Source organism: Pseudomonas sp. GT1P32, assembly GCF_054897805.1.
Window position 1 is genome coordinate 2,182,265 of record NZ_CM142704.1, and the last position, 14,838, is coordinate 2,197,102.

Annotated in this window: 14 protein-coding genes and 1 tRNA gene; 8 read left to right on the forward strand and 7 right to left on the reverse strand. The window is 59.4% G+C overall.

All coding sequences use genetic code 11. The features are described from left to right. Positions 1–65 precede the first annotated feature (65 nt). Positions 66–1,115, forward strand: coding sequence for an HlyD family secretion protein (locus tag ACYZUC_RS09945; protein WP_461995410.1), 1,050 nt, complete (start codon positions 66–68; stop codon positions 1,113–1,115). Next, positions 1,105–2,655 carry an MDR family MFS transporter gene (locus ACYZUC_RS09950; protein WP_461995411.1) on the forward strand — a complete coding sequence of 517 codons (1,551 nt, stop codon included), beginning with the start codon at positions 1,105–1,107 and terminating at the stop codon, positions 2,653–2,655. The genes ACYZUC_RS09945 and ACYZUC_RS09950 overlap by 11 nt, the downstream gene beginning before the upstream one ends. 131 nt (positions 2,656–2,786) lie before the next feature. On the opposite strand, the gene uvrB is transcribed toward ACYZUC_RS09950, so the two are convergent. Beyond that, positions 2,787–4,802, reverse strand: coding sequence for an excinuclease ABC subunit UvrB (gene uvrB, locus ACYZUC_RS09955; protein WP_461995413.1), 2,016 nt, complete (start codon positions 4,800–4,802; stop codon positions 2,787–2,789). Between the two features lie 338 nt (positions 4,803–5,140). Here uvrB and ACYZUC_RS09960 point away from each other — a divergent pair, with 338 nt between their 5' ends. Together ACYZUC_RS09960 and ACYZUC_RS09965 are read left to right on the forward strand one after the other, a co-directional pair. Continuing rightward, positions 5,141–6,337: an amino acid aminotransferase gene (locus ACYZUC_RS09960; RefSeq protein WP_461995414.1), complete on the forward strand. Its 1,197-nt coding sequence runs from the start codon at positions 5,141–5,143 to the stop codon at positions 6,335–6,337. 236 nt (positions 6,338–6,573) lie between these two features. Next, on the forward strand, positions 6,574–6,783 hold the full coding sequence (locus tag ACYZUC_RS09965; protein ID WP_461995415.1) for a hypothetical protein: 210 nt from the start codon (positions 6,574–6,576) through the stop codon (positions 6,781–6,783). Here the strand turns inward: ACYZUC_RS09965 and ACYZUC_RS09970 are convergent. Next, positions 6,780–7,010, reverse strand: a complete 231-nt coding sequence (locus tag ACYZUC_RS09970; RefSeq protein WP_008007186.1) for a hypothetical protein — start codon at positions 7,008–7,010, stop codon at positions 6,780–6,782. The genes ACYZUC_RS09965 and ACYZUC_RS09970 overlap by 4 nt on opposite strands. 227 nt (positions 7,011–7,237) lie before the next feature. Here ACYZUC_RS09970 and ACYZUC_RS09975 point away from each other — a divergent pair. Then, positions 7,238–7,313: transfer RNA gene (locus ACYZUC_RS09975), tRNA-Asn, on the forward strand. A 212-nt stretch (positions 7,314–7,525) separates the two neighbouring features. Here ACYZUC_RS09975 and ACYZUC_RS09980 read toward each other — a convergent pair. After that, positions 7,526–9,043, reverse strand: coding sequence for a nucleobase:cation symporter-2 family protein (locus ACYZUC_RS09980; RefSeq protein WP_461995417.1), 1,518 nt, complete (start codon positions 9,041–9,043; stop codon positions 7,526–7,528). Between the two features lie 257 nt (positions 9,044–9,300). Here ACYZUC_RS09980 and ACYZUC_RS09985 point away from each other — a divergent pair, with 257 nt between their 5' ends. Further along, the gene (locus ACYZUC_RS09985) at positions 9,301–9,582 is read left to right on the forward strand and encodes a BrnT family toxin (RefSeq protein ID WP_461995419.1); all 282 of its coding nucleotides are present in this window, start codon (positions 9,301–9,303) and stop codon (positions 9,580–9,582) included. A gap of 3 nt (positions 9,583–9,585) precedes the next feature. Continuing rightward, the gene (locus tag ACYZUC_RS09990) at positions 9,586–9,918 is read left to right on the forward strand and encodes a BrnA antitoxin family protein (RefSeq protein ID WP_461995421.1); all 333 of its coding nucleotides are present in this window, start codon (positions 9,586–9,588) and stop codon (positions 9,916–9,918) included. A 1-nt stretch (position 9,919) separates the two neighbouring features. Here the strand turns inward: ACYZUC_RS09990 and ACYZUC_RS09995 are convergent, their stop codons facing one another. Then, complete coding sequence (locus ACYZUC_RS09995) at positions 9,920–10,747, reverse strand: arylamine N-acetyltransferase family protein (protein ID WP_461995423.1); 828 nt, start codon at positions 10,745–10,747, stop codon at positions 9,920–9,922. 277 nt (positions 10,748–11,024) lie between these two features. Between ACYZUC_RS09995 and ACYZUC_RS10000 the strand changes: the two genes are divergently transcribed. Then, positions 11,025–11,612, forward strand: coding sequence for a GNAT family N-acetyltransferase (locus ACYZUC_RS10000; protein ID WP_461995425.1), 588 nt, complete (start codon positions 11,025–11,027; stop codon positions 11,610–11,612). Positions 11,613–11,642: 30 nt separating this feature from the next. Here ACYZUC_RS10000 and ACYZUC_RS10005 read toward each other — a convergent pair whose 3' ends face one another. The 3 genes from ACYZUC_RS10005 to ACYZUC_RS10015 form a co-directional block, all read right to left on the reverse strand. Continuing rightward, positions 11,643–13,214, reverse strand: a complete 1,572-nt coding sequence (locus ACYZUC_RS10005; protein ID WP_461995427.1) for a sensor domain-containing diguanylate cyclase — start codon at positions 13,212–13,214, stop codon at positions 11,643–11,645. Positions 13,215–13,278: 64 nt separating this feature from the next. After that, on the reverse strand, positions 13,279–14,070 hold the full coding sequence (locus tag ACYZUC_RS10010; RefSeq protein ID WP_461995429.1) for an aldolase: 792 nt from the start codon (positions 14,068–14,070) through the stop codon (positions 13,279–13,281). Between the two features lie 16 nt (positions 14,071–14,086). Then, positions 14,087–14,791, reverse strand: a complete 705-nt coding sequence (locus ACYZUC_RS10015) for a haloacid dehalogenase type II (RefSeq protein WP_461995431.1) — start codon at positions 14,789–14,791, stop codon at positions 14,087–14,089. Positions 14,792–14,838 lie beyond the last annotated feature (47 nt).

Genomic DNA, 14,838 nt, shown 5'->3' on the forward strand with positions numbered 1-14,838 from the left:
TCGACTGTATGACAAATTCGCCTGCTGATAACTTTCCTTACAATTTCTCGACTACAGTTTGCCCCATGCCTGCCCAACTCAAGCGTCGCCTGTCTATTTTCCTGCTGATCGTCCTGCTGATTGCCGGGGCCTTGTTTGCCCAGTGGTTCTTCAAAGGACGGTTTTATGAAAGCACCGATAACGCCTATGTCCAGGGCGAGATCACCCGTGTGTCGAGCCAGTTGGGCGCACGCATCGATCAGGTGCTGGTGCAGGACAACCAGCACGTCGAGAAGGGCCAGCTGCTGATCAAGCTCGAAGGCGATGACTTTCACCTCGCCGTCGACCGCGCCAACGCCGCCCTCGCCACCCGCCAGGCCGAACGCCTGCAAGCCCAGAGCAAACTGACGCAGCAAGCCAGCCTGATCGCCTCCAGCGAGGCGCAAGTCGCGTCCAGCCAGGCCAGCCTCGGTCGCTCGCAGATCGATCTGTCCCGCGCGCAAACCCTGCGCAAACCCGGCTACGTGTCGGAAGAGCGCGTGACCACCCTTTCCGCCGACAACCACATCGCCCGCTCGCAGGTGACCAAGGCCCAGGCAGACGCACAAAGTCAGCGCCAGCAAGTCAACTCCCTCAGCGCCGAGATCAAGCGCCTCGACGCGATGATCGCCAACGCCAAAACCGATCTGGCCCAGGCTGAATTGAACCTGACCCGCAGCGAAATCCACGCGCCCATCAGCGGCATGATCGGCCAGCGCGCCGCCCGCGAAGGCCAATACGTTCAGGCCGGCGCTTATTTGCTGTCGATCGTCCCGGATCAGGACATCTGGATTCAGGCCAACTTCAAGGAAACCCAGATCGGTCACATGCAGCCCGGCCAGAAAGCCGAACTGACCTTCGACGCCTACGGCGACACGCCAATCGAAGCGCGGGTCGACAGCCTGTTCGCCGCCTCAGGGGCACAGTTCAGCCTGTTGCCGCCGGACAATGCCACGGGCAATTTCACCAAAGTCGTACAACGGATTCCGGTAAAACTGACCTTCGCCGCGGACAACCCGCTGCACGGCAAGATTCGTCCGGGCATGTCGGTCACCGCCAAAGTGAACATCAAAGACGCCCCTGACGATGGCCGGTGATCAACTGATCCGCCCGGCCGGCGAACCGACCCGGCGGGACTGGATCGCAGTGATGAGCGTGATGCTCGGCGCCTTCATGGCGGTGCTCGACATCCAGATCACCAACTCGTCGCTCAAGGACATTCAAGGCGCGCTGTCGGCGACACTTGAAGAAGGCTCATGGATTTCCACGTCGTACCTGGTCGCGGAAATCATCATGATTCCGCTGACGGCGTGGCTGGTGCAGCTGCTGTCCGCACGCCGTCTGGCGGTGTGGGTTTCGCTTGGATTTCTTGCCTCGTCCCTGCTCTGCTCGATGGCGTGGAGCCTGGAAAGCATGATCATTTTCCGCGCGCTGCAAGGCTTCACCGGCGGCGCGCTGATCCCGCTGGCGTTCACCCTGACGCTGATCAAGCTTCCCGAACACCATCGCGCCAAAGGCATGGCCATGTTCGCCATGACCGCAACGTTCGCGCCCTCCATCGGCCCGACGCTCGGCGGCTGGCTGACGGAAAACTGGGGCTGGGAATACATCTTCTACATCAACATTCCGCCGGGCCTGATCATGATCGCCGGCCTGATGTATGGCCTGGAGAAAAAAGAAGCGCACTGGGAATTGCTGAAAAGTACCGATTACACCGGGATTCTCACCCTCGGTATCGGCCTCGGTTGTTTGCAGGTTTTTCTGGAGGAAGGCCATCGCAAGGACTGGCTGGAATCAGACCTGATCGTGACCCTGGGCAGCATCGCGCTGATCAGCCTGATCACCTTTGTGATCGTGCAGTTTTCCAAACCCAATCCGCTGATCAACCTCGGGATCCTGGGCAATCGCAACTTCGGCTTATCGAGTATTTCCAGCCTGGGAATGGGGGTCGGGTTGTACGGTTCGATCTTTCTGTTGCCGCTGTACCTGGCGCAGATCCAAAACTACAACGCTCTGCAGATCGGCGAAGTGATCATGTGGATGGGCGTGCCGCAGCTGTTCCTGATTCCGCTGGTGCCTAAGTTGATGAAGGTCATCTCGCCGAAATGGCTGTGCACGCTAGGCTTCGGCTTGTTCGGCCTGGCGAGTTTTTCCTCGGGGGTACTGAACCCGGATTTCGCCGGGCCGCAGTTCAACCAGATCCAGATCATCCGCGCACTCGGCCAGCCCCTGATCATGGTGACCATCTCGCTGATCGCCACCGCGTACATCCTGCCGCAGGACGCGGGCTCGGCGTCGAGCCTGTTCAACATCCTGCGCAACCTCGGCGGCGCCATTGGCATCGCCCTCCTCGCCACGTTGCTGGATGCGCGAACCAAGACCTACTTTGATTATTTGCGTGAATCCATCGTGCCGAGTAACCCGCAGGTGGCCGAGCGCATGGCGTCGCTGACGGACCGGTTAGGCAGTGAATCGGCGGCGCTGGGCAAGCTCAGTGAGATTGCCCATCAGCAGGCGTCGATCATGGCTTACAACGATGCGTTTCACTTTGTCGGGATTGCGCTGGGGATCAGCATGATTGCGGTGTTGTTGACCAAGCAGTTGCCGGCGGGGCTCAAGGCTGGCGAAGCACATTAAATTGGTGGTGCGGCCTTCGCGGGCAAGCCTCGCTCCTACAGGTTTTGCATCGTTCACAAAATTGATAAACGACACAAAACCTGTAGGAGCGAGGCTTGCCCGCGAAGAGGCCAGCCCAGTCACCACAACACTCAAACCGCGATCAACCGCTCCCGCAGCTTGGCAATTTCGTCGCGCATCTGCGCCGCCGCTTCGAATTCCAGGTCGCGAGCGAGCTGGTACATCTTCTCTTCCAGCGCCTTGATACGCTTGGCGACTTCGCCCGGCGAACGTAATTCCGCTTCGTACTTGGCGTTTTCCTCGGCAGCCTTGGCCATGCCTTTGCGCTTCTTGCTGCGCGAACCCGGTACGGTGGCGCCTTCCATGATGTCGGCGACGTCCTTGAACACACCCTTCGGCGTAATGCCGTTGGCCAGGTTGAAGGCGATCTGCTTGTCGCGACGACGCTCGGTTTCACCCATCGCCCGCTCCATGGAGCCGGTGATGCGATCCGCATACAGAATCGCCCGACCGTTGAGGTTACGCGCCGCGCGACCAATGGTCTGGATCAGCGAGCGCTCGGAACGCAGGAAGCCTTCCTTGTCCGCATCGAGAATCGCCACCAAGGACACTTCCGGCATGTCCAGGCCTTCACGCAACAGGTTGATCCCCACCAGCACATCAAACGTGCCAAGGCGCAAATCGCGGATGATTTCCACACGCTCCACGGTGTCGATGTCCGAGTGCAGATAACGTACGCGCACGCCATGGTCGGCCAGGTAATCGGTCAAGTCTTCGGACATGCGCTTGGTCAGCGTCGTGACCAATACCCGCTCATCCAGTGCAACGCGTTTGCTGATTTCCGAGAGCAGATCGTCGACCTGGGTCAACGCCGGGCGGATTTCGATTTGCGGATCCACCAGGCCGGTCGGGCGCACCACCATATCAATGACACGCCCGGCGTGTTCCGCCTCGTAGTTGCCCGGCGTGGCCGAAACGAAAATCGTCTGTGGACTGATACTTTCGAATTCGTCGAAGCGCATCGGCCGGTTGTCCAGCGCTGACGGCAGGCGGAAACCGTATTCCACCAGCGTTTCTTTACGCGAACGGTCGCCCTTATACATGGCACCGACCTGCGGCACGCTGACGTGGGATTCGTCGATCACCAGCAAGGCATCGGCCGGCAGATAGTCAAACAAAGTCGGTGGCGCCTGACCGGAATCGCGACCCGACAGGTAGCGCGAGTAGTTTTCGATACCGTTGCAGTAGCCCAGTTCGAGGATCATCTCCAGATCGAAACGCGTACGTTGCTCGAGGCGTTGCGCTTCCACCAATTTGTTGTTGGAACGCAGGTATTCCAGGCGTTCCTGCAACTCGACCTTGATCCCCTCGATGGCTTCGAGCAGGGTTTCTCGTGGCGTCACGTAGTGGCTTTTCGGGTAGAAGGTGAAACGCGGCAGTTTGCGGATCACCTCGCCAGTCAGCGGATCGAACGCAGACAGGCTCTCGACTTCGTCGTCGAACAGCTCAATGCGGATCGCTTCGAAATCGGATTCTGCCGGGTGGATATCGATCACATCACCGCGCACACGGAAGGTCGCGCGGGCGAAATCCATGTCGTTGCGGGTGTACTGCAAATCGGCGAGACGGCGCAGCAAGGCGCGCTGATCGAGCTTGTCGCCACGATCCACGTGCAACACCATTTTCAAATAGGTTTCCGGACTGCCCAGACCGTAGATGCACGACACCGTGGTGACGATGATCGCGTCCTTGCGCTCCAGCAGCGCTTTGGTCGCCGAGAGTCGCATCTGCTCGATGTGGTCGTTGATCGAGGCGTCTTTCTCGATGAAGGTGTCCGAGGACGGCACATACGCTTCAGGCTGGTAGTAGTCGTAGTAGGAAACGAAATACTCGACAGCGTTGTTCGGGAAAAACGCCTTGAATTCGCCGTACAACTGCGCGGCCAGGGTCTTGTTCGGCGCCAGTACCAGCGTCGGGCGCTGAACCTGGGCGATGACATTGGCGATGCTGAACGTCTTGCCCGAACCGGTCACACCGAGCAACGTCTGGTGCGCCAGCCCGGCTTCGATGCCCTCGACCATCAGGCGGATGGCTTCCGGCTGGTCGCCGGCGGGCTCGAAGCGGGTGACTAGCTGGAATTCAGACATGAAATACCTCTGGGTTCACCCGTACGCGGTCAAACCGGACAGGAACGAGAAAGACCGCAAACGACCGACGTCGCCCGAGGAAAAAACTGGATTGTGCTCAATGTGGAGTCGATTGCCCTCGCTTTCAAGGCAAACGTCCTACATCCCTTGAAGCCTCTGACGCGATCAATCGACTAACGGTCGAAAAATAATCGGAAAAACTTACGGTAAAAGCCGAATCGACTGTCGCCATCAATCGCGGATGACCTCTATACTAGCTCCCCGTTTGTGCACCGCTCTAGTGCATTCGGCTGGAGCGCGACACGTCCCTCCACACTCCATTCAGAGCCGCCGCAAAAATGAGCCTGTTCTCCGCTGTCGAAATGGCACCACGCGATCCAATCCTGGGCCTCAACGAAGCATTCAACGCCGATACCCGTACCAACAAGGTCAACCTGGGGGTCGGTGTTTACTGCAACGAGGAGGGGCGAATTCCACTCCTGCGCGCCGTTGTCGAAGCCGAGACGATTCGCGTCGCTCAACACGCTTCCCGTGGCTACTTGCCGATCGACGGCATCGCTGCCTACGACCAGGCCGTGCAAAAACTGCTGTTTGGCAATGACTCGCCGCTGATCGCTGCTGGCCGCGTCATCACCACTCAGGCCGTTGGCGGTACTGGCGCGCTGAAAATCGGTGCCGACTTCCTCAAGCAACTGCTGCCGAACGCCGTCGTGGCGATCAGCGACCCGAGCTGGGAAAACCACCGCGCGCTGTTCGAAACCGCCGGTTTCCCGGTGCAGAACTATCGTTACTACGACGCCGCGACCCACGACGTTAACCGTACCGGCCTGCTGGAAGACCTGAACGCCCTGCCGTCCGGCTCGATCGTTGTGCTGCACGCCTGCTGCCACAACCCGACCGGTGTGGACCTGAGCCCGGCGGACTGGAAAAACGTCCTGGACGTGGTGAAAGCCAAAGGTCACGTGCCGTTCCTCGACATGGCCTACCAGGGCTTTGGCGATGGCATCGACGAAGACGCCGCAGCCGTGCGCCTGTTCGCTGAGTCGGGCCTGACCTTCTTCGTTTCCAGCTCGTTCTCCAAATCGTTCTCGCTGTACGGCGAGCGCGTTGGCGCCCTGTCGATCGTCAGCGAATCGAAAGAAGAAAGCGCGCGCGTGCTGTCGCAGGTCAAGCGCGTGATCCGCACCAACTACTCCAACCCGCCGACCCACGGTGCAAGCATCGTCGCCGCCGTGCTGAACAGCCCGGAACTGCGCGCACAGTGGGAAGAAGAACTGGCCGAAATGCGCCTGCGGATTCGCGGCATGCGCACCCAGATGGTTGATCTGCTGGCGAAACAGGCTCCTCAGCGCGATTTCAGCTTCGTGGGCCGTCAGCGTGGCATGTTCTCCTACTCCGGCCTGACGGTTGAGCAAGTGACCCGTCTGCGCAACGAGTTCGGCATCTACGCCCTGGACACCGGCCGCATCTGCGTGGCGGCGTTGAACCAGAGCAACATCGACGTGGTGACCAAGGCCATCGTTGCGGTGATCTGAGTCTCACGGTGATACGAAAAACGGGAAGCCCTTGGGCTTCCCGTTTTTTATTGGCCGCAGATAATTCTCAACCCGCCAACCAAGCCCTCTAGACTGCACACATCTACTTTGTAGGAGCCGGCTTGCTGGCGATGGCGTCCGCCCCATCTATAAACAGGTTGGCTGACCCACCGCTATCGCCGGCAAGCCAGCTCCTACAGTGTTTGTGTACACCACCGAATTCGATGTGAGCCGATATGAAAAACGATGACCTGCGCGCTGAGCGCGATGACCTGGATGACCTGAATGACTTCATCCCCCGCACCCCGGCCAAACGCGGCAGTAACCTGGTGCTGCAAGTGGCTGCGGGGGTCTTTCTTGGCGGCCTGGCGCTGTGGCTGGTTCAACTGGGCGCGACACTGCTGTACGCCAAATTGATGCTCGGCACCATTACGTTCGGCGGTTAAGCCAGTTCGGTCGCGCGCTGGCTGGCTGCATCGTCATATGCGACGTACAGCGACTCGGCGACCTGACTTTTGATGGCCTTGGTGCTTTCCAGGCCCAGGACAAAACCTTCGGCCTTGCCGCCAGCGCGATTCAATTCGTCAGCGGTGCTGGCCTGAGTGATTGCGTCGAACAGTTTTTCGGCGTGCGGACCGACGCCTTTGGGCAGGCTGATCTGAGCGATGCTCATACGAACACCTCGTTGTGGCGAAGTGTGAGGGTTGGGTGATTCATGGCGCGTACCTTTTCGGCGAATGGCCGGCAGCGCGTGTCACCACTTCCGGGCGGCCATGGTAGACCTCTGGTGCGATTCTGGTAACCGCCAATCGCCGATAAACCGCCGTCCGTCCCGACGAATCGCTCATATTGCCAACAGGTGCTTGACTTCTCTTTTTGAATCAGTAACATACACGCCATTCCGCGATAGCTCAGTTGGTAGAGCAAGTGACTGTTAATCACTGGGTCCCTGGTTCGAGTCCAGGTCGTGGAGCCAGACAGCAATATCGAAAAGCCCCTGAATCGAAAGGTTCAGGGGCTTTTTTGTGGGCGGTGAAAAAGACGACTAAAGACCTGTAGGAGCCGGCTTGCCGGCGATGAGGGCCTTGAAGAATGCATCGTTCTTAAGGCCGCCATCGCCGGCAAGCCGGCTCCTACAGTACGGGGGTCATATCATGTAAAAGGCGCCCCTGGGGGCGCCTTTTTTATTCAGACATGTTCACTGCTTTTCGCATGCACCGCCTTCGGCTCGCCATGCCCATGATCTGTCTCTACCACCGGGATCTCTTTGCCGTCGCAGTCATGCAACTTGCCTTCGCTGAAGTAATCCCCTTCGCGCAATGCAGCCAGATCCTGATAACGCAAGACTCGCTCAGTACCGGCAGCAAACACCGACTGCTGATCCGAGTTGCCGGCAGTGAGGTGGTTGAAGGCCAGGTTCAGCACGATGGCCATGATTGCCGAGGAGCTGATGCCCGAGTGGAAGATCGTCGCGAACCAGCTTGGGAAGTGGTCGTAAAAGTTCGGCGCGGCAATGGGGATCATGCCGAAACCGATGGAAGTGGCGACGATGATCAGGTTGACGTTGTTGCGGTAGTCGACCTTGGACAGCGTGCGAATTCCGCTGGCCGCCACGGTGCCGAACAGCACGATCCCGGCGCCGCCGAGCACGGAGGTCGGCACCGCAGCGATGACCCGTCCCATGAAGGGCAGCAAGCCGAGGATCACCAGAAACAAACCGCCGGTGGCCACCACAAAACGGCTCTTGATCCCGGTCACCGCCACCAGCCCGACGTTCTGGGCGAACGCACTTTGGGTGAAAGAGCCGAAGATCGGCGCGATCATGCTCGACAGCATGTCGGCGCGCAGACCGTTGCCCAGACGCTTGGAGTCAACCTTGGTGTCGATGATTTCACCGACCGCGAGGATATCCGCCGAGGTTTCGACCAGCGTCACCATGACCACGATGCACATCGACAGGATCGCAGCGAAGTGGAAGGTCGGCATGCCGAAGTGGAATGGCGTGGGGAAGCCGAACATCGGGCCCTGGGTGACGGACGAGAAGTCCGCCATGCCGAGGAACACCGCGATGAGCGTGCCAATGACCATGGCCAGCAGAATCGACAACCGGGAGATGGTCGCGCTGCCGATCTTGCTCAGCAACAACACCAGCACCAGCGTTACCGCCGCCAGGCCGATGTTCGCCATGCTGCCGAAATCCGGAGCATGACTGTTGCCACCCATGGCCCAGCGCGCGGCCACCGGCATCAGCGTCAGGCCGATGGTGGTGATCACGATGCCCGTCACCAGCGGAGGGAAGAACTTGGTGATTCGCGAGAACACCGGCGTGATCAGCAAACCGATCAACGACGCGGCAATCACCGCACCCAGAATCGACTGAAACCCGCCCTCCCCGCCACTGCTGACAATCGCCACCATCGTCGCGACGCCCGAGAAGGACACGCCCTGCACCAGCGGCAACTGACAACCGAAAAACGGTAAACCGAGGGTCTGCAGCAATGTTGCCAAGCCCCCCGCAAACAATGAAGCAGCAATCAACAAACCGATGTCCGCCGGCGAGAGCCCGGCCGCCTGGCCGATGATCAAAGGCACCGCGACGATGCCGCCGTACATGGTCAGAACGTGTTGCAGGCCGTAAGCCATATTCGCGCCGATCCCGAGGTTTTCGTCCTCAGGCCGTTGGTGTGAAACATGGGGCGTTTTCATGGTTGGGGGGTTCCCTGGTTTTTGTTATGCGCACACTGTATGCAAGACTCAGGACAAATGTCTATAGAGTTGTATACAACTCATCAGTCAGATTATGGACATGTGTCCATGCAGTCCTTTCCCTGCGCTGTTTCCCCCTCCAAAAAAACATTTGAAATACATCCTTCCAGCGCCTTCTCCCCCGCCCGCTAGTCTTTGGCATTCCAAGCGACCGCCGGCACGGACGCCTTCTCGCTTATACATATAAAGTATGCATAATGAAGTCATTCGAGATTCAGTTTCACAAGGCAAAGAACGCAGCTAACAAATTAAAGCACCAAGGGATCAGCCTCGCGGAGACCGAGGCCGTGTTTTATGACGAGAGAGCCCTCTCGCTGGAGGACAACCATCACGATGAGCAGCGGTGGATCACCATGGGGCTGGATGCCAAAGGTCGATTGTTGGTCGTTGCGTACACCTGGCGCGAGCCGAATTTCGTTCGAATCATTTCCGCGCGCGTCGCTACCAAAAATGAGCGGCGCCGATATCTGGAGGCTTGAACCATGAAAGACGAATACGATTTCAGTAACGCCAAACGCGGAGCGGTTGCCTCGAGCAAAGGCAAAACCCGCATCACCATCATGCTCGACGATGTCGTGTTAGACGCGGCGCGCCTTGCCGCCGAGAGCGAAGGTTTCGGTTATCAGACGGTGATCAACAACACCTTGCGCAAGGCCTTGCTCGGCGATGGAAGCACGAGCGCAGCGGCCATCCCGAACACCGCCGTTGCAAATGCCGGACATTTCAAAGAAGGGATAACGGCCGCCGAGCTAAAAAGCCTGGAGAAAAAACTATCGGAGGTGCTCAGTGAAATTCATCGCGTGATGAAGCCTTGAGCTACGTCGCCACGATCAACCGCGCAAGCACTTGTTTGAGCGTTGTGTGCTCCGGCACCCGAATCCCGAACTCGCGCCCCAGCAACCCGACCAGCTCATCCACATCCGTCACCTGCCGACGTTCGCTCTCGCCGCCCATCCGGTGAATCGCAAAACTGCCGTTATTGAGCGTGCGCCGCCAGCCTTCTCCCGTTCGCGCCACCATCAGTTGCCTGGCAAAAGACGATTCAGGGTGGGTCGAGACGTACCAGTTGCCGACGGCGAAATCGATGTCTTCCTGCCGTTGCAGGTCGAAGATGTACATCGCCCGCCACTCACCGGCAACGTTGGCGCGCAAGGTGTAGCCATCGGCATGTTGCTCGATGCGATAGGGTTCGTGGGGCGTGCGCTGTTCGGCCGGGGTATCGAGCAGCAGCGGTGCCGTAGGCACCATGCCACCGAAGCCGACATCGGTGATGTAGCGCACGTCATCCAGGGTGACCAGGCTCAAGCGATGTGTCCGCGCCGTCCACGCGCCCTCGGGTTGGCCCATGACCACTCGGCCGGAGATGCCACGAGCGTTGAAGCCCAGCGCCTGAAGCAGCGCCAGAAACAGATTGTTGAGTTCGTAGCAGTAACCACCACGACCATCGTGCAGGACTTTTTGCTCGATGGACGGCAGATCGATGAGCACTGGCTCGCCTGACAGCGTGGTGAGGTTTTCAAACGGGAATGCGCCGGTATGACGCAGTTGCAGTTGACGCAGGGTGTCCAGGGTCGGTGCCGGTGGCGCGTCGAAACCCAGGCGTTGCAGGTACAACGCAAGATTGCTCAGGCGTGGCTCGCTCATTGCTCGGTCCTTATGCAGTGGCCGCAGATCTCTGCGCCGATGGCCGCCATGTATAAGGGAAAAAGCGGTACGACCGACAATTGATTTCGCCAATCGCCACACGACCGAAAAATCGACGGCGCTTGCGCGAACCCAGTTGAATGCGGCTCGTTGCGCACCCCACGCCAGAATCGCCACCCCGTTCCACGACGATTAGCCCTGCCAGTTGCGTCAGCCGTCGGAACTACGGCGTAATAGGCGCCCGACGCCTGCCTGATCTGCCGAGAAAACCGACGCCATGGAAACACCGCTGGAAGGCAACAGAATCTGCCTGCGCCCACTGCAATACGCCGATGCCGATGCGCTGGTACACGCCGCCGAAGATGGCGAACTGTGGAACCTGACTGTCACCGTCGTGCCCTCCCCGACCACGGTGCACAGCTACCTGAAAAAAGCCCTCGACGGCCGGGATGCAGGCACTGTTCTGCCCTACGTCATCGTGCTCAAGGACACCGGCGAGGTCATCGGTTCGACGCGATTCTGGAAAATCGACCGGCTCAATCGCAAGCTCGAAATCGGCAGCAGCTGGATCTCGACCCGCTGGCAAAAAACCTTCGTCAACACCGAAGCCAAATACCTGATGCTGCGCCACGCCTTCGAGGTGCTGGACTGCGTGCGGGTGCAGTTCACCACCGACGAGAACAATCAGAAGTCGCGCAATGCAATCCTAAGGCTCGGCGCGCAACAGGAAGGCATCGTGCGTCACGAACGGATCATGCCGGATGGACGCAAGCGCAACTCGGTGCGGTTCAGCATCATCGATGATGAATGGCCGATGGTGCGTCAGCGGCTCGAACAAAAACTTGCCGATTACAGCCTTCGCTGATCCGCACAGACCGCTCGTGCCTGAGTCTTCTCAACGATCCGAGCGCATCAACTCCTCGATCCCGCCGTCGATGGACAGCACCGCCGAACGGTTTCGCCCTGAATGCTTGGCCTGATACAAGGCAGCGTCCGCACGTCCGATGAACACTTCGGTGCTGTCCAGCCGCGTGGGCACAAACGAATAGCAACCTAGGCTGACCGTGACGAAACCGTTGGGCGAACCGCTGTGGCTGATGTTTTTGGCCATGACGGCGCGACGGATATGCTCGGCAATGACCATCGCACCGTGAATATCGGTATCCGGCAGCAACACTGCGAACTCCTCACCACCGTACCGCACCGCCAGATCGGCTTTTCGATGACAGCAACCCTTCACCGCCCGCGCCACTTGCGCCAGGCAATGGTCCCCCGCCACGTGGCCATAAGCGTCGTTGTAGCGCTTGAAGTAATCGATATCGAGCATGATCAGGCTCAATGAACTCGACTGACGGATGCCACGGCCGAACTCGATGTCCAGCGCCTGCTCGAACAGTCGGCGATTGGCCAGGCCGGTCAGGCTGTCGTGGGTCGCGATGAGCTTCAGCGCCTCCTTGGCCTTGCGCAAATCCGCCTCGACCTGCTCGCCGAGGCGAACCTGGCGCACGAACACCCAGCCGAACAACCCAATCCCCAGCACGACAAGGGCAACGATGACGCTGGATCGAAACGCGGTGTCGTACCAACCCTTGAGTATCGAATCCCTGGACGATGCCGCCGACACCACCAGCGGATAGGCGTCGAGCTGTCGGTAGCCATACAACCGCACGGTGCCGTCGACCACCGAACGGAACGTTGCATTGCCGGAGGGCGCGTTGGGCAGCAACGTCTGAAAAATCTCGCCATTGGCCAGCGACGTGCCGATCTGCGATTCGACAAACGGCCGGCGCGCCAGCAACGTCCCGTCGGTCAGCCCCAAAAACATCGAGCCATTGTCATCAAGGCTGAAGCTTTTGAAGAACTGGTCGAAGTAGGACATCTTGATGCCGGCCAGCAACACGCCCTGGAAATGGCCGTTTTTGTCGTTGATGCGCTTGGAGACCGGGATGATCCACTCGCCATTCTCACGACTGCGAATGGCAGGCCCGATGTGCGCCACGGACGATACGTTCTGCTGGTGATACATAAAGTATTCGCGGTCCGCCACGCCTCGACCACGAGGCAGATCCGCAAAAGAGGTCACGATCCACTGGCCCTTCTGGTCAAACAGCAAGATCCCGTGCAATTGACTCAGCGTCTGCACCCGCTGAGCGAACGTTTTCTGAAGACGTGGGCGCTGCGGCGGACCGAAACCGTCGGCCTGAATCCAGTCAACCAGACTGGTCAACACCAGGTCGGCTTTCATGAAGGTGTCTTCGGCCTGCTGCGCCATGGCTCGCGTCAGGTTCGAAGACGCTACTTCGGCCACGGCCAGATCGTGCCGGCGCGATTGCTCCAGTTGCAGGTAAAGCAAACCGCACAGGCACAGGCACACAACAGCAATGAACAGCATCGCTGCCTTGCGCAGCGGTAGCCGTTTCAAAGCAACGCCAGTGGCGATGTGCGGGTCGTTTTGGAGAATATGCAAAGCTCATCCTGCAAGGGTAAGGCATGGGCGAAGGCCCAAAACCCTTATATTTTGCGAGCTTAGTCTACGCCGTAGTGAGGGGCAATTGTCCTTTGGACAGTCTGCGCATCGCACTGTGCAAATGCGCCCGCGCGCTTTCGGCATCCCCCTGGCGCATTTGTTCGTAGGCGCGCCGGGCAATCGGCTCGGGCACAGGCTTGAGATCGCGCTGGGTCGCCATCGCCATCAGTTGCACCTGGGCGGCGCGTTCGAGGCAATACAGATCGTCCCACGCCTCGGCGATGGTCGGTCCGGCGACAATCACACCGTGGTTTTTCAGAAACAGAATGTCGGCATTGCCCATGACACTGGCAATCCGGTCGCCTTCGGATTCATCGAGGGCCAGGCCGTTGTAGTCCTCGTCCACCGCCGTGCGACCATAAAATTTCAATGCCGTCTGCCCCAGCCACAACAGCGGCGGACCTTGCAGCAAACATAACGCCGTGGCGTGAGGCATGTGCGTATGGAACGCCACTTTCACCCTTGGCAGCTGTTGGTGCAGGCGGGCGTGAATGTAAAACGCGGTCGCTTCAGGCTGCCCTTCGCCGGCCACGACATTGCCGTGAAAGTCGCAGACCAGAAGATTTTCAGCGCTGACTTCTTCGAAGGCATAACCGTAGGGGTTCACAAAGAACAGATCATCCCGGCCCGGCACCATCGCGGAAAAGTGGTTGCAGATCCCCTCCTCCAGGCCGTGCAGTGCCGCAAGCTGGAAGCACGCTGCCAGTTCCGTGCGCGCGGTGATGGCCGCCTGCGAATCCAGATTCAGCTCGGTGTAACGGGTGGGACGGGAACCGCCTGCAAGGGTGTGTGCCATGGCAATGACTCCGGGTTTACCAGCCAAGGGATTTGAACAAGGGCACGACTTGATCCAGCGTGTTGACTGTCACATCGGGCCGGTAGTCCGGCAGCAATTGCCGACCGGTGCCGCGATCGACCCACACGCAGCGAAAGTGCATGTCCCGCGCGGCGGTGTGGTCCAGCGTCGGGCTGGCGCAGATGTGCACCACTTGATCACGTGTCACGCCGAGTTGCTCGTGAGCGTAGTCGAACAGTCGCGGATCCGGCTTGTAAGCGCCGGCCTGCTGCGCCGTGATCACCCGATCGATGTACCCGCCCAGTTGCGCAACATTGCCGGCGATGATGTCGTCATCGGTGTTGGACACAATGCACAGCTTGAAGCCCATCGCCTTGAGCCGGGCGAGCGTCTCGATCACTTCCGGAAACGGTGGCATCCGCGGGATCGCCGCGGCCAGGCGCAGACTGTCTTCAGGGGCACTTGTCAGCGCCAGTTCTTCCAGGGCGAGATGCAACCCGCAAGTGCTCAACTCGCGGAACGAACGATGCGGCGGCAACTGTTCCAGCCGGTGTTCATGCCTGTCGTACACCTCGATCAGACGATCGACATCAACGCTGTGATCCCCCTTGTCGCGCAAGATGTCCGCCACCACGGCTTTCAAGCCCTCATCCCACTGAATCAACGTGCCGTAGCAATCGAAGGTCAGCCACTCGGGGCGCGGGGTGATTGTGAGTGTCATGTTCGTTTCCTCTGAAGGGTGATCTTCAGGTTAAGAGCGATCAGTGA